This window comes from Rhodopseudomonas sp. (assembly GCF_048594845.1).
Classification (GTDB): domain Bacteria; phylum Pseudomonadota; class Alphaproteobacteria; order Rhizobiales; family Xanthobacteraceae; genus Rhodopseudomonas.
The window spans coordinates 13,939-34,597 of record NZ_JBMDXE010000345.1 but is presented as its reverse complement, the minus strand read 5'-3'; the positions used below and the strand labels follow the sequence as shown (position 1 = coordinate 34,597).

The 20,659-nt window shown below is 66.2% G+C and carries 20 protein-coding genes; 11 read left to right on the top strand and 9 right to left on the bottom strand.

What is annotated here, in order from left to right; genetic code table 11:
* The first annotated feature begins 65 nt into the window (after window positions 1-65).
* A complete protein-coding gene (locus ACOJTD_RS23315; RefSeq protein WP_420135223.1) occupies window positions 66-866 on the top strand; it encodes an ABC transporter permease in 801 nt (266 codons plus the stop codon).
* Between the two features lie 159 nt (window positions 867-1,025).
* Here the strand turns inward: ACOJTD_RS23315 and ACOJTD_RS23310 are convergent, their stop codons facing one another.
* Window positions 1,026-2,990 (bottom strand): AsmA family protein, encoded by a 1,965-nt coding sequence (locus ACOJTD_RS23310; RefSeq protein WP_420135222.1) that lies wholly within the window; start codon window positions 2,988-2,990, stop codon window positions 1,026-1,028.
* A gap of 199 nt (window positions 2,991-3,189) precedes the next feature.
* Between ACOJTD_RS23310 and ACOJTD_RS23305 the strand changes: the two genes are divergently transcribed.
* The 10 genes from ACOJTD_RS23305 to rutD all read left to right on the top strand — a co-directional run bounded on the left by ACOJTD_RS23305 (window position 3,190) and on the right by rutD (window position 11,234).
* Complete coding sequence (locus ACOJTD_RS23305) at window positions 3,190-3,906, top strand: CoA transferase subunit A (protein WP_420135221.1); 717 nt, start codon at window positions 3,190-3,192, stop codon at window positions 3,904-3,906.
* Window positions 3,907-3,917: 11 nt separating this feature from the next.
* Window positions 3,918-4,568 carry a CoA transferase subunit B gene (locus ACOJTD_RS23300; protein ID WP_420135220.1) on the top strand — a complete coding sequence of 217 codons (651 nt, stop codon included), beginning with the start codon at window positions 3,918-3,920 and terminating at the stop codon, window positions 4,566-4,568.
* 220 nt (window positions 4,569-4,788) lie between these two features.
* Window positions 4,789-5,703, top strand: a complete 915-nt coding sequence (locus tag ACOJTD_RS23295; RefSeq protein ID WP_420135219.1) for a LysR family transcriptional regulator — start codon at window positions 4,789-4,791, stop codon at window positions 5,701-5,703.
* Between the two features lie 102 nt (window positions 5,704-5,805).
* Window positions 5,806-6,864, top strand: a complete 1,059-nt coding sequence (locus ACOJTD_RS23290; protein WP_420135218.1) for an ABC transporter substrate-binding protein — start codon at window positions 5,806-5,808, stop codon at window positions 6,862-6,864.
* Between the two features lie 14 nt (window positions 6,865-6,878).
* Window positions 6,879-7,565, top strand: coding sequence for an isochorismatase family protein (locus tag ACOJTD_RS23285; protein WP_420135217.1), 687 nt, complete (start codon window positions 6,879-6,881; stop codon window positions 7,563-7,565).
* Window positions 7,566-7,594: 29 nt separating this feature from the next.
* The gene (gene rutC / locus ACOJTD_RS23280) at window positions 7,595-7,981 is read left to right on the top strand and encodes a pyrimidine utilization protein C (protein WP_420135216.1); all 387 of its coding nucleotides are present in this window, start codon (window positions 7,595-7,597) and stop codon (window positions 7,979-7,981) included.
* A 2-nt stretch (window positions 7,982-7,983) separates the two neighbouring features.
* The gene (locus tag ACOJTD_RS23275; protein ID WP_420135215.1) at window positions 7,984-8,823 is read left to right on the top strand and encodes an ABC transporter permease; all 840 of its coding nucleotides are present in this window, start codon (window positions 7,984-7,986) and stop codon (window positions 8,821-8,823) included.
* A gap of 8 nt (window positions 8,824-8,831) precedes the next feature.
* Window positions 8,832-9,647, top strand: a complete 816-nt coding sequence (locus ACOJTD_RS23270) for an alpha/beta fold hydrolase (protein ID WP_420135214.1) — start codon at window positions 8,832-8,834, stop codon at window positions 9,645-9,647.
* Window positions 9,640-10,425 carry an ABC transporter ATP-binding protein gene (locus ACOJTD_RS23265; protein WP_420135213.1) on the top strand — a complete coding sequence of 262 codons (786 nt, stop codon included), beginning with the start codon at window positions 9,640-9,642 and terminating at the stop codon, window positions 10,423-10,425. The genes ACOJTD_RS23270 and ACOJTD_RS23265 overlap by 8 nt, the downstream gene beginning before the upstream one ends.
* 5 nt (window positions 10,426-10,430) lie before the next feature.
* Window positions 10,431-11,234, top strand: coding sequence for a pyrimidine utilization protein D (gene rutD / locus ACOJTD_RS23260; protein ID WP_420135212.1), 804 nt, complete (start codon window positions 10,431-10,433; stop codon window positions 11,232-11,234).
* Here the strand turns inward: rutD and ACOJTD_RS23255 are convergent.
* The 8 genes from ACOJTD_RS23255 to ACOJTD_RS23220 all read right to left on the bottom strand — a co-directional run bounded on the left by ACOJTD_RS23255 (window position 11,217) and on the right by ACOJTD_RS23220 (window position 20,507).
* Window positions 11,217-11,864, bottom strand: coding sequence for a hypothetical protein (locus ACOJTD_RS23255; RefSeq protein ID WP_420135211.1), 648 nt, complete (start codon window positions 11,862-11,864; stop codon window positions 11,217-11,219). The two genes, rutD and ACOJTD_RS23255, sit on opposite strands and share 18 nt — an antisense overlap.
* Before the next feature lie 192 nt (window positions 11,865-12,056).
* Window positions 12,057-13,676, bottom strand: a complete 1,620-nt coding sequence (locus ACOJTD_RS23250; RefSeq protein ID WP_420135225.1) for an ABC transporter permease — start codon at window positions 13,674-13,676, stop codon at window positions 12,057-12,059.
* A gap of 223 nt (window positions 13,677-13,899) precedes the next feature.
* Window positions 13,900-14,913: a Fe(3+) ABC transporter substrate-binding protein gene (locus ACOJTD_RS23245; RefSeq protein WP_420135210.1), complete on the bottom strand. Its 1,014-nt coding sequence runs from the start codon at window positions 14,911-14,913 to the stop codon at window positions 13,900-13,902.
* Window positions 14,914-15,071: 158 nt separating this feature from the next.
* Window positions 15,072-15,275 carry a hypothetical protein gene (locus ACOJTD_RS23240; protein WP_420135209.1) on the bottom strand — a complete coding sequence of 68 codons (204 nt, stop codon included), beginning with the start codon at window positions 15,273-15,275 and terminating at the stop codon, window positions 15,072-15,074.
* 122 nt (window positions 15,276-15,397) lie between these two features.
* Window positions 15,398-17,020 carry an MBL fold metallo-hydrolase gene (locus tag ACOJTD_RS23235; RefSeq protein ID WP_420135208.1) on the bottom strand — a complete coding sequence of 541 codons (1,623 nt, stop codon included), beginning with the start codon at window positions 17,018-17,020 and terminating at the stop codon, window positions 15,398-15,400.
* Window positions 17,017-17,931 carry a ribose-phosphate pyrophosphokinase gene (locus ACOJTD_RS23230; protein ID WP_420135207.1) on the bottom strand — a complete coding sequence of 305 codons (915 nt, stop codon included), beginning with the start codon at window positions 17,929-17,931 and terminating at the stop codon, window positions 17,017-17,019. The genes ACOJTD_RS23235 and ACOJTD_RS23230 overlap by 4 nt, the downstream gene beginning before the upstream one ends.
* Window positions 17,928-19,472, bottom strand: a complete 1,545-nt coding sequence (locus ACOJTD_RS23225; protein WP_420135206.1) for a thymidine phosphorylase family protein — start codon at window positions 19,470-19,472, stop codon at window positions 17,928-17,930. Before ACOJTD_RS23225 ends, ACOJTD_RS23230 begins: the two co-directional genes overlap by 4 nt.
* Window positions 19,473-19,619: 147 nt before the next feature.
* Window positions 19,620-20,507, bottom strand: a complete 888-nt coding sequence (locus ACOJTD_RS23220) for a formylglycine-generating enzyme family protein (protein WP_420135205.1) — start codon at window positions 20,505-20,507, stop codon at window positions 19,620-19,622.
* Between the last annotated feature and the right edge of the window lie 152 nt (window positions 20,508-20,659).

Genomic DNA, 20,659 nt, shown 5'->3' with positions numbered 1-20,659 from the left:
TTGCCTCGTGGCTACCCCCCACCCCGACCCTCCCCCGCAAGGGGGGAGGGAGAAGGCGGCGCGCCATGAAACTGTCCCGCTTCAACCTCGTCTCGCTGACGCTCGGGTTGGCATTCTTGTATCTGCCGATCGTCATCATGGTGATCTACTCGTTCAACGACTCGCGCCTGGTGACGGTGTGGGGCGGGTGGTCGCTTCGGTGGTATCGAGAACTGTTTCAGGACGACGCGATGCTGGCGGCGGCGTGGATGAGTCTGCGCGTCGCGCTTGCCTCGGCGACTGCAGCAGCCGTGCTCGGCACGCTGGCGGCGGTGGCCCTGTCGCGCGCCGGGCACTTCCGCGGCCGCACGCTGTTCTCCGGCATGCTGTACGCGCCGCTGGTGCTGCCCGAAGTGATCACCGGGCTGTCGCTGCTGCTGCTGTTCGTCGCGCTCAATGCCGAGCGCGGATTCTGGACCGTGATGATCGCCCACACCACGCTGACGATGTGCTTCGTCGCCGTGGTGGTGCAGTCGCGCTTGCACGCACTCGACCGCAGCGTCGAGGAGGCCGCGATGGACCTCGGCTGCGGCCCGGTCGAAGCGTTCCTCCGCGCCACCGTGCCGCTGATCTGGCCGGCGATCGCCGCCGGCTGGATGCTGGCTTTCGCGCTGTCGCTCGACGATCTGGTGATTGCGAGCTTCACCACCGGCCCGGGTTCGGCGACGCTGCCGATCCGGATCTACTCGGAAGTGCGGCTCGGCGTGAAGCCGGAGATCAATGCGATCTGCACGCTGATCGTCGCGGTGGTAACGGTTGCCATCGTGATCGCGTCGTTAGCGTCGAAGCTGTCGAAAGCCCAGGCCGACAACGCTGCGCCGATGTGAGCAGAAACCGACTCAACACCGGCATTGCGTCATCCTGAGGTGCGCGCTCTTGCGCGCCTCGAAGGATGGGCCAAAGGCACTCGCGGCTGTCATCCTTCGAGGCTCGCCGAAGCCGGCGAGCACCTCAGGATGACGGTCGGCGATGTGTGGTGAAACTAATCAGTTCGCCTTCGGTGCGGCATCGGGCGTCGCGGCGGCGGGAGCGTCTGCCGAAGGTTCGGCCGCGTCCGGCTCGGGCTTCCTTCCGCCGCCGGTGATGCGCTCGAGCACCGAGCGCACCGCGTCGCGGGTCTTCTTGTCCTTCACGGCGTCGAGCAGTGGTGCGGAGGCGGGGGAGCGGCGGATCAGGCTTTCCGGATCGGGGAAGATCAGCGGATCGTCCCACGGCCCTTCGACGATGAAGGGCAGGTTGAAGCCGGGCGCACCGGGCGTATTGGCGAGGCTCGCGACGCCCTTGAGGTCGTATTCGCGCGACGGCACCGAGGCCATGCCGGTCAGCGAGATCTTCGCCGTCGGGCCTTCGATCCGGATATCATCGGCGGTGGCGACGCCGTCGCTGAAGCGCACGGCGACGTTGAGGGTGGTGAAGGGCGTCTTGCCGTTGCGGAAATTGCCGCCGCCGGACAGCGGCCGGCGCTCCAGCCGCTTCAGCAACTGCTCGACGTTGAAGCCGGTGATGGCGCCGTCATGGCCGGTGAGGAGCGCCGAGCCGTCGAGCGATTGCGCCAGGCCGAACGGGCTCGAGCCCGACGCTTCCAGCGCGATACTGAGATTGCCGCGACCCGACAGGTTGCGCACGCCAAGCAGGTCGGACGCACAGGCTTCGAGATCGACGTCCCTGAACTGGAACTGGGTCTTGATGTTGGCGACGTTGTCGCGCCGCGACACGCCCAGCGTGCCCTGGACGATGCCGCCATAGATTTGAGCCTCGCCGACGCTGAGCGCCAGTGCACCGCCGCGCAGATTGGCGCTGAGCGCGGTGCGCCCGAGCGTCGAGGAGCCGAGCACGACCTTGGCGGCGGAGAGCCTGACGTCGAGATCGACCGGGTTGGCCGAGCCGAGATCGAACAGCTGCCGGTTCCAGTCGCGCGCGCCGCTGGCCAGCAGCCGGATCGTCGAGATGTAGGGCGTGGCGTCGATCGAGCCGGCGGCCAGCGTCGCCTGCAGGCCCTGATGGCCTCCCGCGATCGTGTAGGTCATCACGCCTTCGGCGACGTTCTTGTCGAACTCGATATTGACGTTGGTGAGGGCCACAGACGGGCCGACCAAGTTGGCGCGCGCCTTCATGGCGAAGCGTCCGAAGCCGCCGGCGCCGGGAGGCTCCGGTCCGGCCCAGCGCAGCGCGTTGCGCAGCGACGCGCTGTCGGCCGAGAGGGTGCCCTCCAGCACCAGGCTGGATTTATTGCCGATCACGCCGTCGAACGCGATCTTCATCGGCGCGCCCGCGAGCCGCAGCTTGAGGCCGGAGCGGTCGCCCGCCAGGGCCGCGATGAAATCGTTGACGCTGATGCTGCCGTCGATGCGCTCGCCGCGCCAATCGAACTGACCGGTAGCTGCGAAGGTGCGCGAAATCGAGGGCCACGCCAGCGACAGGTCGATGTCACTGATGTTTTCCAGAACGTGGCCGGCATCGTCGCGATAGCTGAGCACGCCATCCTGCAGCCGGATCTCGGAAAACGACACCTGATCGTCGAGACCCGGCTTCATCGTCCGCGTCAGGCTCTTGATGAAGGGCGTCCAGTTGCTGCCGCCGTCGGCGTCCCGGACGACGCGGATGGTCGGCTGGATCATCGTGATGTCGGCGATCTCGAAGCGGCGGAGCAGGAGCGGCAGCAGCCGGAGATTGGCGGTGAGTGTATCAACGCTGAGCGCGCTGTCGGGTCCGCCGTCGCCGTTGCCCTTCAACCGCACCGACTTGAAGGTGACGTAGCTGCGCGGAAACACCGAGACATCGATGTCGCCGTCGATCGCCAGATCAAGCCCGGTCGCGGCGCGCAGTTGGGACTCGACAGCCTGACGCATCGCCCCGCGGTCGATCAGCAGCGACAGCACCAGCGCACCGATCACGATTATGGCGATGAGCGCCGCAACCGATATCCCGAGGCGCTTGATTCCTTGGGCCATCGCCAAGACTATCCGGATCGATCTGTGGGCAAGGATGAGGCAGGGCCCGCCGGCCCCGGTTCGGCCGGCAACTTGATCGGTTTTCTTGTCTCTTTCAAGGCCTTCCGGGTCGCAGCATGTGGGCGCAATTGACGGCCTGCGCGGTTTTTGCTGAATAGACCCACTCGCAGAACAGCCCCTCTCATCAGGTCCCTGCTCCATGAACAAGGTTTATCCCGACGCCGAAACGGCACTCGCCGGAATCCTGCGGGACGGCATGATGATCATGTCCGGCGGGTTCGGGCTGTGCGGCATCGCCGAGACGCTGTCGGACGCGTTGCGCGAGTCCGGTGTCAAGGATCTCACCGTCGTTTCGAACAATGCCGGCGTCGACGGCATCGGCCTCAGCCGGCTTTTGGAAACGCGGCAGATCAAGAAGATGATCTCGTCCTATGTGGGCGAAAACAAACTGTTCGCGCAGCAATATCTCGCCGGCGAACTCGAACTCGAATTCTGCCCGCAGGGCACGCTGGCCGAGCGCATCCGCGCCGGCGGCGCCGGCATCCCGGCGTTCTTCACCAAGACCGGCGTCGGCACGCTGGTGGCCGAGGGCAAGGAAGTGCGTGAGTTCGACGGCGAGAAGTACGTGATGGAGCGCGGCCTGTTCGCAGACGTTGCGATCGTTCACGCCTGGAAGGGCGATACCGCTGGTAACCTCGTGTACCGAAAGACCGCTCGCAACTTCAATCCGATGATGGCCACCGCAGCTAAGATCACCATCGCCGAAGTCGAGCACCTCGTGCCCGCCGGCGAGATCGATCCCGATCATATCCACACGCCGGGCATCTTCGTTCAGCGCATCATCGAAGTCGGCACCGCCAAGAAACACATCGAGCAGCGCACCACGCGCAAGCGCCCCGAAACCGCGGCGAGCTGAGGAGAATCCCGATGGCCTGGACCCGCGAACAGATGGCGGCGCGCGCCGCCAAGGAATTGCGCGACGGTTTCTACGTCAATCTCGGCATCGGCATTCCGACGCTGGTGTCGAACTACATCCCCGACGGCGTCGACGTCGTCCTGCAGAGCGAGAACGGCATGCTCGGCATGGGCCCGTTCCCGTATGAGGGCGAGGAAGATCCGGACCTGATCAACGCCGGCAAGCAGACCGTCACCGAGCTGCCGTCGACCAGCTACTTCTCCTCGGCCGACTCCTTTGCGATGGTCCGCGGCGGCCACATCGACCTGTCGATCCTCGGCGCCATGCAGGTCGACCAGAACGGCGATCTCGCCAACTGGATGATCCCTGGCAAGATGGTCAAGGGCATGGGCGGCGCGATGGACCTCGTCGCCGGCGTCAAGCGCGTCATCGTGGTGATGGAGCATTCCGCCAAGGACGGCCCGAAGCTGCTCAAGACCTGCAACCTGCCGCTGACCGGCGAGCGCGTTGTCGACATGGTCGTCACCGATCTCGCCGTGTTCACCATCGACAAGCACGGCAACGACGGCATGGCCCTGATCGAACTCGCCGACGGCGTCACGCTCGACGAGGTCAAGGCCAAGACCGAAGCCGACTTCCGTGTCGCGCTGAAGAACGCGTAGGAGGCGGCCGGCATGTCGCCGGCATAGCCACGTCGCGAACGCCGTCATCCTGAGGCGCGAGCGTAGCGAGCCTCGAAGGATGGGGCCGCGCGGGACGCAGCGGCCCCGTGCATGCGGCTCATCCTTCGAGGCGCGCCGTACCGGCGCGCACCTCAGGATGACGCTGGATCCGCTGTGCAGATTGGGTGCTTCTGAGGTCTCCTCCATCCGATGAGGTCGCGTGCGCTTTCTGACCCTGCGTTACTTCAACGAGGTCGCCAAGCTCGGCTCGATCCGCAAGGCGGCCGATCGGCTTCACGTCGCGCCCTCGGCGGTCAGTCGGCAGATCGCGCAGCTCGAGCACGAACTCGATGCCGTGCTGTTCGAGCGCTCCAAGGTTGGCGTGCAACTGACGCCGGCCGGCGAGGTCCTTGCCCGGCAGAGTAATCGCATTTTCCGCAACCTCGATCGCGCCCGCAACGAGATCGACGATCTACGCGGGCTGCGGCGCGGCGAGGTCTCGCTGTTCGTGATCGAAGGGTTGGTATCCGGGCTGCTGCCCGATCTGCTCGCCAACTTCCATCACCGCTATCCGGCCGTCACCTTTCGCATACAGACCGGATCGACCGACCGCATCATCGAGGCCCTGCTCGAAGACGAAGCCGATATCGGCATCACCTTCAACGCGACGCCGCGGCCTGAGATCGAAGTGATCGCCGAGCATGTCGAGCCGATCGCCTGCCTGGTGGCACCGACGCATGAATTCGCCAGCCGCGCCTCGCTGACGCTCGACGATATCTGCACTCAGACGATCGCATTGCCCGAGCACAGTTTCGGCCTGCGTCAGGTGTTCGAACGCGCGATCGCCAAGCGGCAGCGTACCCCGCAGGTCCTGGTCACCACGAACTCGCTGGAGCTCACCAAGCGGATGGCCGCGACCGGCCAGGTGATCGCTTTCATGCCCGCCCTGACGGTGATCACCGAATTGCATTCCGACGCGCTGAGGGCGATCCCGATCGCCGATCCGGCTTTCGCGGCCGCGCGGTCCAGCATCAGCATCCATCGCGATCGGCCGTTGCCACATGCGCCGCAGGAGTTCCTCAAGGCGCTCGCGGACGCCATCCGCGGCCTTTCCCGAAAGAGGAAGCCGGGCTGAGGTGTTGCCTTTTCGGCAAGATCACATGACCGATTCTCGACTTTTCGGAACAGACGCTCCCTCCTTAGTCTGGTGCCCACAGGCCCAAACGGAGGACACGTCGTGAAATCTGAGCGCAAAGGCACCAAGCTGTTCACCGGCGCCGCCTCGCGGCGAACCGTTCTGCTGGGGGCGAGTGCAGCCGCCATCGTCGCGGCTTTCGACCGCCTCGGCGGCCCCGCCGCCGCCCAATCGCTGAACGCCATCAAGGTCTCCGAGGCGATCCACCTCGGCATGTACGTTTCGGTCTACGCCGCCAAGCATGGTGGCTTCTTCAAGAAGCACGGCCTCGACGTTGCCGTCAGCTCCGCGGGCGGCATCGCGCTGGCACTGCCGGTGGTGCTGTCGGGCAATGCCAGCTTCGCGGTGACCGGCGCCGGCATGTCGGTCAACGCGGTCAACGAGGGCGCCAAGGTCAGCAACATCGCCAAGGTGGTCGGCGGCGTCGCGATGTGGGCGGTCGCAAAGCCCGGCACCAAGGTCGGCAGCATCGCCGATTTCAAGGGCAAGACGATCGCGACGCTGCGCTTCCCGTCCTCCACCATCCAGACTCCGACCTTCGCCATGAAGGATCGCGGCGGTTTCGATCCGGAGGCGGGCGGCGTCAAGTTCCTGCAGCTGCCGCAGGGGGCGCAGGCGCAGGCCGTGCTCGACGGACGCGCCGACTTCGCCACGATGTTCGAATGGGACGTCTCGATCGCAAAGGAGAAGTTCGGCCTCGAGCCGGTATTCGCCTTCGCCGACATCATCGGTCCGCTGTCCTGGACCACCGCGATGACGCAGAAGAGCGTGATCGAGAAGGATCCGGCGATGGTGCAGGCATTCTGCGACGCGCTGGCCGAAGCCCAGGCGGCGCTGCACACCGACCGCGAGTTGTTCGTCAAAGCTTCGGTCGCCGAATTCCCGCAGGTCGCCGAGTCGGTGATCCGCTCCGCGGCCGGCAATCTCCTCGACAACTCCACCGCCATTCCGAAGAACCCGACCATCTCCAAGGCCGAGTGGGACACCGACATGGCGTTCGAACTCGCCGGCGGCTCGATCAAGTCCGCGCGGCCTTACGAGGAAATGGTCGACAACAGCTTCGCCGAAAAGGCGACCGCCAAGGTCGGCAAGGCCGGCTGAACATCGAGAGCAACATGTCCAAGCAATTGTCTGCCCGGCCCGAAGCCTTCGATCTCGACGCCGCCGCAACCGCGCTGATTGTCGTCGATATGCAGAACGGCTACTGCTCGCCGGGTGGTTACTTCTCGCATCTCGGTGTCGATCTGGCGCCGACCCAGAAAGTGATCCCGGCAATCTCGCGCTTGGTTTCGACCGCGCGCGGCGCCGGCATCCAGGTGATCTGGCTGCAGAACGGCTGGGATCCGGAGCTGAAGGAAGCCGGCGGCCCGCATTCCGTCAATCAGCGTAAGGGCAATTCGCTGAAGCTGATGCGCAGCCGTCCCGAACTCGCCGGCAAGCTGCTGACCCGCGGCGGCTGGGACTATGAGCTGGTCAAGGAGCTGAAGCCGGAGTCGAACGATCTGGTGGTGCCGAAGCCGCGCTACAGCGGCTTCGCCGGCACCGCCCTCGACAGCCTGCTACGCAGCCGGCGGATCGACACGCTGCTGGTGTGCGGCGTCGCCACCAATGTCTGCGTCGAGTCGACCATCCGCGACGCGTTCTTCAAGGAGTACTTCCCGATTCTGGTGCGCGACGCCTGCTATCAGGCCGGCCCGGAGTTCTGCCAGCAGGCGACGATCTACAACGTCGAGAGTTTCTTCGGCTGGAGCTCGACCGTCGACGACGTCGCCCAGGCGCTCGCTTCCAGCATCGCCGCCTGATCCTCGCTTCCGACAACCAAGGAGTGTCCATGCCGTTCGAAGTGATCATCCCCCCGGGTTCGCCGCCACCGCTGGCGCCCTACAGCCCCGGCACCAAAGCCGGCGGTTTCATCTATGTGTCCGGCACGCTGGCGATCGGCCCGAAAGGCGAGACCGTCGGCACCGGCGACGCCACCGCGCAGACCCGCTTCGTGCTGGAATCGATCAAGTCGGTGATCGAAGCCGGCGGTGGGACCATGAAGGACGTGGTGTTCAACCAGATCTTCCTGAAGGATCTCGCCGACTATGCAGCGATGAACGCGGTCTACAAGGAGTACTTCCCGGAGACTCCGCCGGCGCGCTACTGCATCCAGACGCCGCTGGTACGACCAGAGTTTCTGGTCGAGATCGCGACCACCGCTTACGTCGGAAGCTGACCATGGCCAACGCGGAGATCGTAGGTCGCATGCCCGAGCAGACAGCCGACCGGAAGCCGGCCAAAGCCTCGCAACGCTCGATCTCCGCGCCGTGGTTCGCGCGGGGCAAGATCCTTGTCCTGCAACTGCTGCTGATCGGCGGCTTTCTGCTGCTGTGGGAAGTCGCGATCCGCGCCGAGTGGATCAAGGTCTATCTCTACGGCCAGCCGACCGGCATCTGGCGCGAGCTGGTCAAGGGTTTCACCACCGGCTCGCTCCTCAACGACACCTGGGTCACCGCCAAGGAATCGATCCTCGGCTTCCTGATCGGCAGCATCGCCGGCTCCGCGGCCGGTCTACTGCTCTGGCTGTCGCCGACTGCTGCCGCGGTGCTGCGGCCGATCTTGATCGCGCTCAACGGCCTGCCGAAGATCGCGCTGGCGCCGCTGATCGTGGTGTGGTTCGGCGTCGGCATCGAATCCAAGATCGCCGTGGCCGCCATCATCACCTTCATTGTCGCGATGATCACCAGCTACGCCGGCACGCAGGAAATCGACGGCGACTACCTGAAGATGCTCAAGGCGCTCGGCGCCAGCCGGCTGCAGATGTTCCGCATGGTGATTGTGCCCGGCTCCCTGCCGTGGATCGCCTCGGCGTTCCGCCTCAACATCGGCTTCGCGATGATCGGCGCGGTGGTCGGCGAGTATATCTCGGCCGACCAGGGCCTCGGCTATCAGATCTATTACGCCGGCACGTTGTACAACCTCAACGCGGTGTGGGGCGGAATTCTGGCCCTGATGCTGCTGGCGGTGCTGCTTGACAGCGCCGTCGGCTGGGTCGAACGCCGGATGAAGTGGCGCTGAGGTCCGCCATGCCGATCGCTCAATTGTCGGACGTTGCGCTGCACTACGAGATCGTCGGCTCCGGCGAGCCGGTGCTGCTGGTCGCCGGGCTCGGCGGCTCGGCGGGCTATTGGGCGCCGAATGTCCAGGGCTTCGCTGCGCGTCATCGGGTCGTCTTGCACGATCACCGCGGCACCGGCGGCAGCACGCGGTCCGAGATGGATTATTCGGTCCAGCTGCTCGCCGACGATCTGCTGCGGCTGATGGATCACCTGAAGATCGACAAGGCGCATCTGGTCGGCCATTCCACCGGCGGCGCGATGGGCATCGTGCTCGGCGCCAAGGCGCCGGAGCGGATCGCCAGCCTGGTGCTGTACGCCACCTGGGCCGAACTCGACGCACAGATGGAGCAGTGCCTCAGCATGCGCAGGCGTATCCTGAGCGCCATGGGCGAGGCCGAATATCACCGCGCCACGCCGTTGTTCCTGTACCCTCCGACTTATGTGCGCGACCACAAGGCCGAGCTCGAGCGCGAAGTCGCGGCTGCGGTCGCCGCGACGCCATCACGCAACATCATGGATGCACGCGCCAAAGGTATCATGGCGTTCGACGGGCTGCGCTATCTCGACGACATCCGCTGCCCGACGCTGGTGCTGGTGGCGCAGGACGACATTCTGACGCCGCCATATTCGTCAGAACTGATCGCCGCGCGCATCGTCGGCTCCGAACTCATCGAAGTGCCGCGTGGTGGCCACGCTTATTCCCGCGTCGAGCCGGAGGCGTTCAACAACCTCACGCTCGACTTCCTTGCCGCTCATCCGATCGGGACCCATGCTCATGTCTGACGCCAACATCGTGCTCAACGCCGAGAAGGTCGGGATGACTTTCGAGGCCGCCAATGCGGCGCCGGTGACGGCGATCGCCGACATCGGCTTTCAGGTCCACCGCGGCGAGATCGTCGCCATTGTCGGGCCGTCCGGCTGCGGTAAGACCACGCTGTTCAACATCATCGCCGGTCTGCTGAAGCCGACCGACGGCCGTGTCGAAGTCAATGGAGAGCCGGTGCACAGCGCCACCGGCCATGTCGGCTATATGCTGCAGAAGGATCTGCTGCTGCCGTGGCGCACGGTGATCGACAACGTGATCATCGGCCTGCAGGTGCGCAACACGCCGCGCAAGAAGGCCGAGGCGATCGCGCACGAGCTGATCGAGAGCTATGGCCTGAAGGGCTTCGAGCACAGCTACCCGTCCGAGCTGTCCGGCGGCATGCGGCAGCGCGTGGCATTCATGCGCACGCTCGCCTTCAGCCCGGACGTGATCCTGCTCGACGAGCCGTTCTCGGCGCTCGACAGCCAGACCCGGCTGGTGCTGCAGAGCGACGTGCTGCGCATCATCCGCGAGCGGCAATGCAGCGTCGTCCTGGTGACCCACGACGTCGGCGAGGCGATCACTATGGCGGACCGCATCGTGGTGATCACCAGCCGCCCGGGCCGCGTGAAGTCGATCCATCCGGTGAACATCGCGCCGGAGCAGCGTCATCCGCTGAAGATCCGCAAGCTGCCGGAATTCACCGCGTTGTACGAGACCATCTGGTCCGAACTCGGCATCGATCTGGCGGCGTGAACGGCATGGCAGCAACTGGCAGCTCCGTTCTCACCGCGGAGATCATCGGCCGCACCGAAAACGATGCGCCCACCATCGTGCTGTCCGCAGGCCTCGGCGGCGCCGGCGCGTTCTGGCAGCCGCAATTCGCCGCGCTGACCGATATGTTTCGCGTCGTGCTGTACGATCATCGCGGCACCGGCCGTAATCCGGCGGCGTTGCCGGAGGGCTACAGCATCGGCGACATGGCCGACGAAGTGATCGCGATGCTGAAGTCGCTGGGCATCGAACGCTCACACTTCATGGGCCACGCGCTCGGCGGCCTGGTCGGGCTCGAACTCGCGCTGCGCGCGCCGCAGTTGCTCGATCGCCTTGTGCTGGTCAACGCCTGGGCGGCGCCCAATCCGCACAGCAAGCGCTGCTTCGACGTGCGCCGCGATCTGCTGCGCCATGTCGGCGTCGAAGCCTATGTTCGCGCGCAGCCGATCTTCCTGTATCCACCGGCCTGGCTGGTCGAGCACGATGCGCGCGTCGCGGAGGAGGTGGCGCACGGCGTCAAGCACTTCCAGGGCGCCGACAACATCGAGCGCCGCATCGCCGCGCTGCTGCGCTTCGACGTCGCAGTCCGGCTGGGCGAAATCGGACATCGCACGCTGGTGCTGGCCACCAAGGACGACACGCTGGTGCCGTGGACCTGCTCGCAACAACTTGCCACAGGTTTGCCTCATGCGGAATTGGTCGTCATGCCGGAAGGCGGCCACGGCGTCACCGTGACCGATCCCGAGGCGTTCAACCGAATCGTGGTGGATTTCCTAGCGTCGTCCGCCTGAGAACATCGGCGACTCGCCGGGCATCAGATTGGAGCGGATGTCGCTGTCGACCGCGCCGTTCGGCTGTACGTAGCCGGCCGAGAACGACAGGCTGAGATTCGAGGTCGGGCGGATCTCGACGCCGGCATGAACGGCGGTCGCTGCGGTGTTGCTGCCCGAGAAACCCGGCGAGGTCAGCGAGGTGAAGACGTCGGGCTGGTACTTGAGCTGATCGACGCCGCCGAACAGCGTCATCGGCGTATCGCCGACGCCCTTGAAGTTGTAGCCGTATTGCGCGCCTTCGAGCGCCAGCGAGCCGAAATTGCCGAACGCGCCCGCGCCGCCGATCCCGCCGACACCGCGCCAGGTGAGGCCGCTACTGAACGCATTCACGGGGGCACTGTACGCCCGCGCCACGAATCCGGTGCGGAAGCCATCCTCGTCCGGCTCGGAGGCGGCGAAGCCGGGGACGTCGCTCCAGTTCAGCGGCTGCCAGCTTTCTGTCGCCCCGCCGCCGAAACCGAACGGGCCACCCGGCACCCAATAGCGAATCGGCGCCGACTGCGCCGACGCGGCCTGCGCGCCGAGGCAAAGCAGGGCGGCGGCGAGGCTCAATCTGATGGCAAGGCGAAACATCCGAGCTTCCGTCATGGCAAGCGAATTATAGGCGCGAGGGTCCGCCGAAACCAGCCGGTGCTGCGCATCGCCGCATCGGTTCGCGGTTCCATTTCCACGGGATGAGGGCGGCAGAGTGGCGAAGCTGCCCTAAGGTGCGCAACGCCGTTCGCCCGCGCGACCTTGTCGCCAAGCGTGGGTACGCTTCGCTTTGCCCACCCTGCAGTTTCACTCCCCCCGGTCCGAAAACCGCGTCAGCCAGATCACCGGCGGGATGCTGGCGGCGACGATGATCAGAGCGGCGAGGGCGCCGTCTTCGAAGCTGCCGCGGCTGGCGTATTGGTAGATCGAGGTGGCCAGTGTCTCGACATTCAGCGGCCGCAGCAGCAGCGTGGCCGGCAGTTCCTTCAGGCAATCGACGAACACCAGGATCGCCGCGCCGACCAGCGCGGGCCACAGCAACGGCAGGTCGATCTTCGCCAGCGTCAGCAGCCGCGACGCGCCGGCGGCGCGGGCCGAGTCGTCGTAGTCGCGCGGGATGCGGTCGAAGCCGGCCTTGAGCAGCCCGGTCGGCACCGCGAGGAAGCGGATCACATAGGCGGCCACCACGGCGCCGCCCGACCCCATCAACAGCAGGCCGGGTGAGGCGAGGCCGAGCGTCTGCGCGGCCGTCGCGATCGCGCCATCGAGCGCCAGCAGCGGCGCCAATAGGCCGAGCGCCAGCACCAAGCCCGGCAACGCATAGCCGAGCTGGACAATCGACGCTGCCGTCGTCGCGGCGCGGCTCGGACGCCACCGCGCGGCAAGGATCACGATCAGCGCCAGCCCGAGCGCCAGCAGCGTCGCGATCGACGCCAGCGTCACCGTGTGCAGCGCGTCGCGCCACAGCGCGTCCTCGATCCGACCGGCGACGGCGCGGCGCAGGCTCTCGCCGAGCAGGTATCCCGCCGGGACCAGAAAGCCGAGCAGCACCGGAACGAAACACGCCGCGCAGGCGAGCGCGCCCTTCGCGCCGCGCAGTGAATGGCGAGCGCGCAGCCGCGGGTTTTCGGCGGACAGTTCGGTATTCACGCTCCGCCGACCGAGGCGTTCGACCGCGATCAGCAGCGCCGCGAAGCCGAGCAGCACGAGCGAGAGCTGGGCGGCGCCGGCGAGGCTGCCGCGGTTGAGCCAGGTCGTGAACACCGAGACAGTGAGCGTGCGTACGCCGAGATACTCGCTGGCGCCGATGTCGTTCAGCGTCTCCAGCGCCGCCAGCGCCACGCCGACCGCCAGCGCCGGCCGCGCCATGGGCAGCACGACGCGGCGCAGGATGGTGAAGCGCGACGCACCGAGCGTCCGCGCCGCCTCGATGGGATCCGCACTCTGCGCCGCAAACACCGCGCGAGCCGACAAGTACACATAAGGATACAGCACGGCCGACAGCAGCAGCACCGCGCCAGGAAGCGAGCGCAGTTGCGGCAGCCAACGCACCGCGTCGGTCGACGGCATCGCCAGCGTCAACATGCGATGCGCCAGGCCGAGCGGCTCGAACAAATCGACATACACATAGGCCGACAAATAAGTCGGCACCGCCAGCGGCAGCGGCATCAGCCAGAGCAGCAGCGTGCGACCGGCAAAATCGTGCGACGACACCAGCCAGGCTGTGCCGGTGCCGATCAGCAGCGTCAGCGTGCCGACGCCGAGCAGCAGAGCTGCGGTGTCGCGCAGCGCCTGGGGCAGCACGTAGGCGATCAGATGCGGCCAGATATCCGCCGCCGGCTGCAGCGCGGTGATGGCTAGGCTGATCACCGGCGCGGCGACGATCAGCGCGGTGAGAAGGGCGACGGTGAGGGCAGTGCGTTCGATGCGGGATGATGCACGGCGAGCAGCGCGACGATGAAGGAGAACGGCAGGGCCGCCCGCTTCCCTCTCCCCTTGTGGGAGATGGTGCCCGAGCGCAGCGAGGGCGGGTGAGGGGGCTTGCCGCCGCTCCTCGTCCCGCCCCCTCATCCGTCTCGAACTCGCTTCGCTCATTCGAGCCACCCTCTCCCACAAGGGGAGAGGGACAAGGGGCGCGTCCTGCTCATCGTCAGTTGTCGAACCCGACCTTGTCGACCAGCGTCGAGGCGGTTTTGCGCTGGGCGGCGATCTGGGCGATCGGCAGCGAGTCCGCGGTCAATTTGCCGTAGCCGGCGATGGTCGGGTTGAGCGGCACGCCGGGACGGATCGGGTATTCGTAGTTGGCGTCGGCGTAAATCTGCTGCGCCTTTTCGCCGGCGAGCCATTCGATCAGCTTGATGCCGTTGGCCTTGTTGGGCGCGTGCTTGGCGAGCAGCACGCCGGACAGATTGACGTGGGTGCCGCCGCCTTCGAAGGTCGGCAGGATCACCTTGGTGGCTTCCGCCCACGGCTTCTTGTCGGGATCGTTGTTCATCATCAGCGCCCAGTAATAGGTGTTGCCGATGCCGATATCGCATTTGCCGGCTGCGACGTCGCGTGCGGTCTCGCGATCGCCGCCCGAGGGCTTCTGCGCCAGATTGGCCTTCAGCCCGCGCAGCCATTCTTCGGCTTTCGCCTCGCCGTGCTTGGCGACGTAAGCGGCGAACAGCGCGTTGTTATAGATGTGCTGGCCGGAGCGGATGCAGATCTTGCCTTTCCATTTCGGGTCGGCCAGTTCCTCATAAGTAATCGCGTCCTGCTTGACGCGGTCCTTGGAGGCGTAGATCACCCGCGCGCGCATCGAGATGCCGGCCCAGTGGCCGTTGGGGTCGCGGTAGCGCGGCGGAACCGTCCCGTCGATTACCGCGGAGCCGATCGGCTGGGTGATGCCGGCCTGCACCGCCTCGTCGATCCGGCCGATATCCACAGTCAGCACCACGTCGGCCGGGCTCTTGTCGCCCTCCGCCTTGATCCGCTGCTCCAGCCCGGAACTCGCCGAGATCACGTTGACGGCGATGCCGGTGTCCTTGGTGAAGGCCTCGAACAGCGGCTGCACCAGCTTGGTTTCGCGATAGGTGTAGACATTGACCTGCTCGGCAGCGCCCGCCTGCATCGGCAGAACGACAATGGCAAGGGCGAGGGCTGCGGCGCGAAGGCGGCTCATGCGGCTGGCTCCTGAAGGGTCTGGCGGGACCCGTGTCAGTAGCTCAGGGCGGCGCGACCGAGCAGCGACGGAATGTCGCGATTAGAGTGATTCCAGCTTTGCGATGAGGAGGTTGGCTGCGTGCCGGTCGGATCAGCGGCGGTCCGGCCGGCAGCCGCTTAGAACAGCCGCGTGCCGTCGCCGCTCTGGCAGGACGGGCACTTGCAATTGTGGAAATTGACGTCGGCGGCGAGATATTCTTCGCCGCAATGGATACAGGCGATCCGCAGGTGCGGACGCTTGTCAGCGCTGACAGTGCGATCGACCAGATATTGCCCGAGTGCATTCTGATCGCCGACAGCGACATGATAGTTCGCGACCATAGCGCCCCCCGCATCTCGCGTCTGCGAGATAGTCTAGCACACAGTCTGCGGGGGAAGGCAAATGCGAATGTTGCAAGCGAATCGCGCCTTTCCACCCTAAATCTTGTTAACCCCGTTTCCGGCTACCGCTCTCGACCGGATTGCAAGGTATGTCCGTTCTCTTCGAGCGCACGGCGCAGCCGCCGGATGATCACGCCGCGCGCGCGCGCGTCCGCTGCGGCCTCGATCCGCTCGTTGATATCGAGCAGCAGCTTCGACATATCGTTGTGCCAATCGAGTTGCACGACCGACTCCGGCTCGAGCCGGCGGCGATGCTTGCCGTCGAGCGACGTCGGCACGGCGCTGGTGAGTTCGTAGATATCGTCGAGCACCGGCTGGAAGATTTTCGCCGCGGGGACGACGTCGCGAAGCCGTTCGGCCAACGCCGTCATCGAGGCTTCTTCGCCGTGCGTGAGAAACAGCCCGCGGTCGATCGGCCGCCGTTCGGCGATCCAGCGGACTAATTCGCCGGCATCGGCATGACCGGAGTAATCGTCGATACGGCGGATCTTCGCCTTGACGCGGATCTCGTCGCCCATGATCCGCACCGAATGCGCGCCATCTTCGAGGAAGCGGCCGAGCGTGCCGGGCGCCTGATAGCCGACCAGCAGAACCGTGCCGCTGTCGCGGCACAGCCAGCGCTTGAGATGATGGCGGATGCGCCCGGCGTCGCACATGCCGCTGGCGGCGATGATGATGTGAAAGCCGGCGAGCTTGGCGATCGCCTTGCTCTCGTCCACCGTTTCGGTGAAGCGCAGATGCGGCGAACTGAGCAAACGTTCGACGTCGACATCCTCGTCGAGATCCGCGGCATGGCGGCGAAACACTTCAGTGGCGCGGATCGCCAGCGGCGAGTCGAGAAAGATCGGCGCCGAGGGAATCGCGCTTTTCTCCATCAGGTCGATCAGGTCGACAATCAGCTCCTGGGTGCGCTCCACCGCAAAGGCCGGGATCACCAGCGCGCCCCGTGCGGCTGCGGCGGCGTTGACTTCGGTGGCCAGGCGCTCATGACGAAGCTGCGGCGACGTCGGCTCGCGCACCCGCGCCCCATAGGTCGACTCGCAGAACACGTAGTCGAAATGCGACGGCGCTTCCGGATCGGGCTGCAGCAGCTTCCCGTCGGGACCGATGTCGCCGGAGAACAACAGCCGCAGCGCCGAGGACGACCGGCCTTCGCCGGCGATCTCGACCTCGATCGAAGCCGAGCCGAGCAGGTGTCCGGCATTCCAGTAGCGCGCGCGGATGCCCGGCACCACATTCGTCCAGGTTTCGTAGTCCACGGGGCGGAACGACGACAGCGTTGCGATCGCGTCGGCCTGGGTGTAGATCGGGCTGACTTCCGGCTTGCCGCGCGCGGCGTTGCGGCGGTTCAGCATCATCACTTCGGATTCCTGGATGCTGCCGGCATCGGGCAGCATGTAGGAACACAAATCGATGGTGCCGCGAGTGGCGAAGATCGGGCCGTCGAAGCCGCCCCGCACCAGCTTTGGCAGCAGGCCGCAATGATCGATATGCGCATGCGTGAGCAGCACCGCGGCGATTGCCGAGGGACGGAACGGAAAGTCGCTGTAGTTCAGCTCCTTCAGTGTCTTCTGTCCCTGGAATAGGCCGCAGTCGATCAGCAGGCGCTTGTCCTTGGTTTCGATCAGATAGCAGGAGCCGGTGACGGTGCGCGCAGCGCCGCAGATCCGAACGGTGACGGTCATGCGCGGGTCTCCTTACCTCGGCTGATTTCCCGGGCGAGCGCGTCGGCGAACAGATCGTCCAGCACGATGCTGTTGGTGAAATGCGGCACCGTATGGGTCGAGCGGATGCTGCGCAGACCGGCAAAGGCCAATTCACGAGACATCGTGGCCGGAAAAAGCGCATGGGTGATCACCGCGTCCACCCAGGAGGCTCCGGCGGCGTGCAGCGCCTTGCTGCAGGCGATCAGTGTGCCGCCGGAGGAGACGATGTCGTCGACCAGCAGCGCCGGACGGCCCGCGATCAATGACGGATCATCGAAGCTGATTTCGACCGAGCGATCACCGCGGCGGATTTTGCGGGCGACCATGGAGCGGCGGTCGATCAGCCTGGCCAGCGCATCGACCCATTGCTGCGACTCCGCATCGGGACCGACGACCACGGTGTCCGGATCAAGCGGATGCGCGCGGAGTGAGGCCGCGATCGCCGGCATCGCCGACAGGTCGTCGGCCTCAATGCCCGGAAACACATCGCCGAGACTGGCGGTGCGATGCAGGTGCGCATCGACGGTGATGACACGATCGACCAGCGAGGCCAGCAGTTTGCCCATGGCCTTCTGGCTGATCGCATCGCCGGGATGAAATGCGATGTCCTGGCGCATGTAACAAAGATACGGCGCCAGCAGCACCAGCCGTTCGCAGCCGCCGCGGCGCAGCGCCTCGGCGGCGAACAGGATGGTGACGAGCTTGTCGTTGGGCTCGTCGAGCGGCACGTAGAGGATCGTAGTCGCGGCCGCCGGGCCGACCGTGACGGCGATCTCGCCATCCGGAAAGCGATGCTGGGCGATCGTATGCACGGGAATGCCGAGGCGCGCACCAAGCCGCTCGGCATCGCCGCGCGCAGCCGCGAGGCACTGAATCGCGCCGGCGCTCACGACACCAGCTCCACGGCGGACGGTGTGTGATGATTGATAATGTATCCGGAGTCCGCCTGAGCGGCTGCCACCGCCAGGTCGAATTCGGACCGTTCGGCCGCGTAGATCCGGTAGATCGCTTCGCCCTTTTCGGCGCGGTCACCGATCTTCTTGAACAGATCGATGCCGGCGCCCTTGGCCAGCGGCGCGCCGGCGGTGCGGGCGAGACGATTGATCCGCAGGCAGTCGATCGCGCTGACGACACCGTTATTCGGGGCCAGTACGTCGGCGGCGTGCTCGCCGAATTCGGCGCGGCAGGTCGAAGGCCCCTGCGCGTCGATGATCTGCTGCATCTTCTTCAGTGCCGCGCCGCTGTCGAGCAGCTCGCGGGCGCGCGCATAGCCGGCGCCGCCGCGCAGCTTCGGGTCGTATTCCAGCAGATGAGCGGCGAGCCGCAGCGACTTTTCACGTAAGTCGGCCGGCGCGCCCGGTTCGTTGCCGAGCACCGCCATCACGTCGCGCGCCTCCAGCACCGGGCCGATGCCGCGGCCGATCGGCTGTCGGCCGTCGGTGGTCACCACTTCGACCGCAATGCCGAACTGATCGCCGACGAATTCGAACAGCTTGCGAAGCCGCATCGCCTCGTTGGCGCTGGCCACTTTGGCGCTGGGGCCGACCGGAAAGTCGATGAGCAGATGCGTCGAGCCGGCCGCAAGCTTCTTCGACATGATCGAAGCGACCATCTGCTCGGGCGTGTCGAGGCTGAGTGGGCGCTCGACAGAGATCAGGATGTCGTCGGCCGGCGACAGATTGACGTGGCCACCCCAGACCAGACACCCGCCGCAGGTGTTGACCACGCGCGTCATCTGCGCGACGTCGAGATCGACGCGCGCGAGTACTTCCATGGTGTCGGCCGTGCCGGCCGGCGACGTGATAGCGCGTGACGAGGTCTTCGGCACCAGCAGCCCGTGCGCGGCGACGATCGGCACCACGATCATGGTGGTGCGATTGCCGGGGATGCCGCCGATGCAATGCTTGTCGGCGACGATCGGCCGGTCCCAGCGCAGCCGGGTACCGACCGAAGCCATCGCCTTCACCAGCGACAGCAGTTCGTCCGTCGATGTGAATCGCGCGGCGCTGATCAGGAAAGCGGCGATTTCCATGTCGGAGTAACGGAAGTGCGCGATGTCGTCGATGATCGCGGCGATCTCGGCTTCGTTCAGCTTGCGGCCCTGGATCTTTCCGCGCACCGCATCCATGCTGGCGGGCGGCGGCGCCGGCGCGACCGAGACGGCTTGTCCTACCGGCTCGTTGAAACGGCGGAAGGCGGGTTCGGACAGGCCGAGTTCGCCGGGACCGATCACCGCGTCGTCATCGGTGATCATCAGCGTCGCCAGCAGCACCTTGTCGCCGATGCGCAATTCGACCCGGCTGAAGCCGCGAAACACCTCGGCGTGCAGCGCGCGCGAGCGCCGCGAGATCACCGCGACGTTCTCGCGGCCGGTGTCGAGGCTGATCCGGCGGATCGTCAGCGGCGGACGGGTCAGATCGGGAGCATTCACGGCGCAACTCCGCTGCCGGCCGGGCGGCCGGTTCAGGCGTCGTGCCGCGCAGGCGGGGAGCCACGGCGGACGCGCGGAGAGGCTAGAAGCTCGTGCGCCGGAGCAGATTGACCGCGGTCAATGTCGGCTGCGGCGCGCCGACGCAGCTCACAGCGTGGTGCGCGCCAGCGTCGATTTCAGCCGCGCACGCAACCCGGCTAGGACATCGTCGGGCTCGCGCACCAGGCGAAAGCCGAGATGCGTCGGCGGCAGGCCTGCCGAGCAGCCGCCTGCCTTGGCGTCGCGGACGAAGTCCGACACATAGGCGCGGTGCTGGCCTTCGGCGATGCGCACGCCGCAGTTCGAAGTCTGTGTCACGGTGTGGCCGGCGGCGTCGAGCGCGGTGCGTGCGAAGCAGGTTGCGGTCCATTCCCAGACGTTGCCGGCAAGATCCAGTAGGCCGCGCTCGTTGGCGCCGAAGCCGCCGAAGCCGCGCAACGCGCTGGCAGACTTGTCGATCTGTGCTTCGCGTTCGTAGCGGGCGATCCAGCGCACGGATGGATCGTCGCTGTCGGCGGCGAGCCCGTCGTCCTTGAAACGACTGGCCGCCGCATAAGCCCATTCGGCGTCGGTGGGCAGGCGGTATTGCGCGCCGGTCCGGGCGGAAAGCCAAGCCGCGTAGTCGCTGGCGTCCTGCCATGACACCTGCACGGCCGGCCGATCGGTCCGCACCGTGATCCCCGCCGGCGTCGCGTGGCAGGCACCTTCATCGACGCAGAACTGGTAGTCCGCCGCGCTGACCTGATGCAGCATTAGCGCCAGCGGCCGATCGATGCGCAGTTCGACCCGTGGCGCCTCGATCTGCTTGCCGTCCCGGGTGAATTCGCCGGGCAAACGATACGACATCGTCCCCGGCGCGACCTCGACGATCGCTTGCCGCGACTCCAGTGCGTGGTCGAGATGAGCGGGCTCCACCAGGAACGGCGTCACCGCGAGCGGCGTGACGAAGCCAGTGGCGACAGCGATGGCGATCTTCAATTTGAAGGCGAGCAGCATGGCGGCAACTTGAAGTTGATCTGCGGGGCGTGTCCGAAGCTTCGCTCCGTTATTGCCAGCGAAGCGAAGCAATCCAGAGCCGGGCCCTGATCTGGATTGCTTCGTCGCTTCGCTCCTCGCAATGACGCGGGGAGGGTCTAAACGACGAAGGG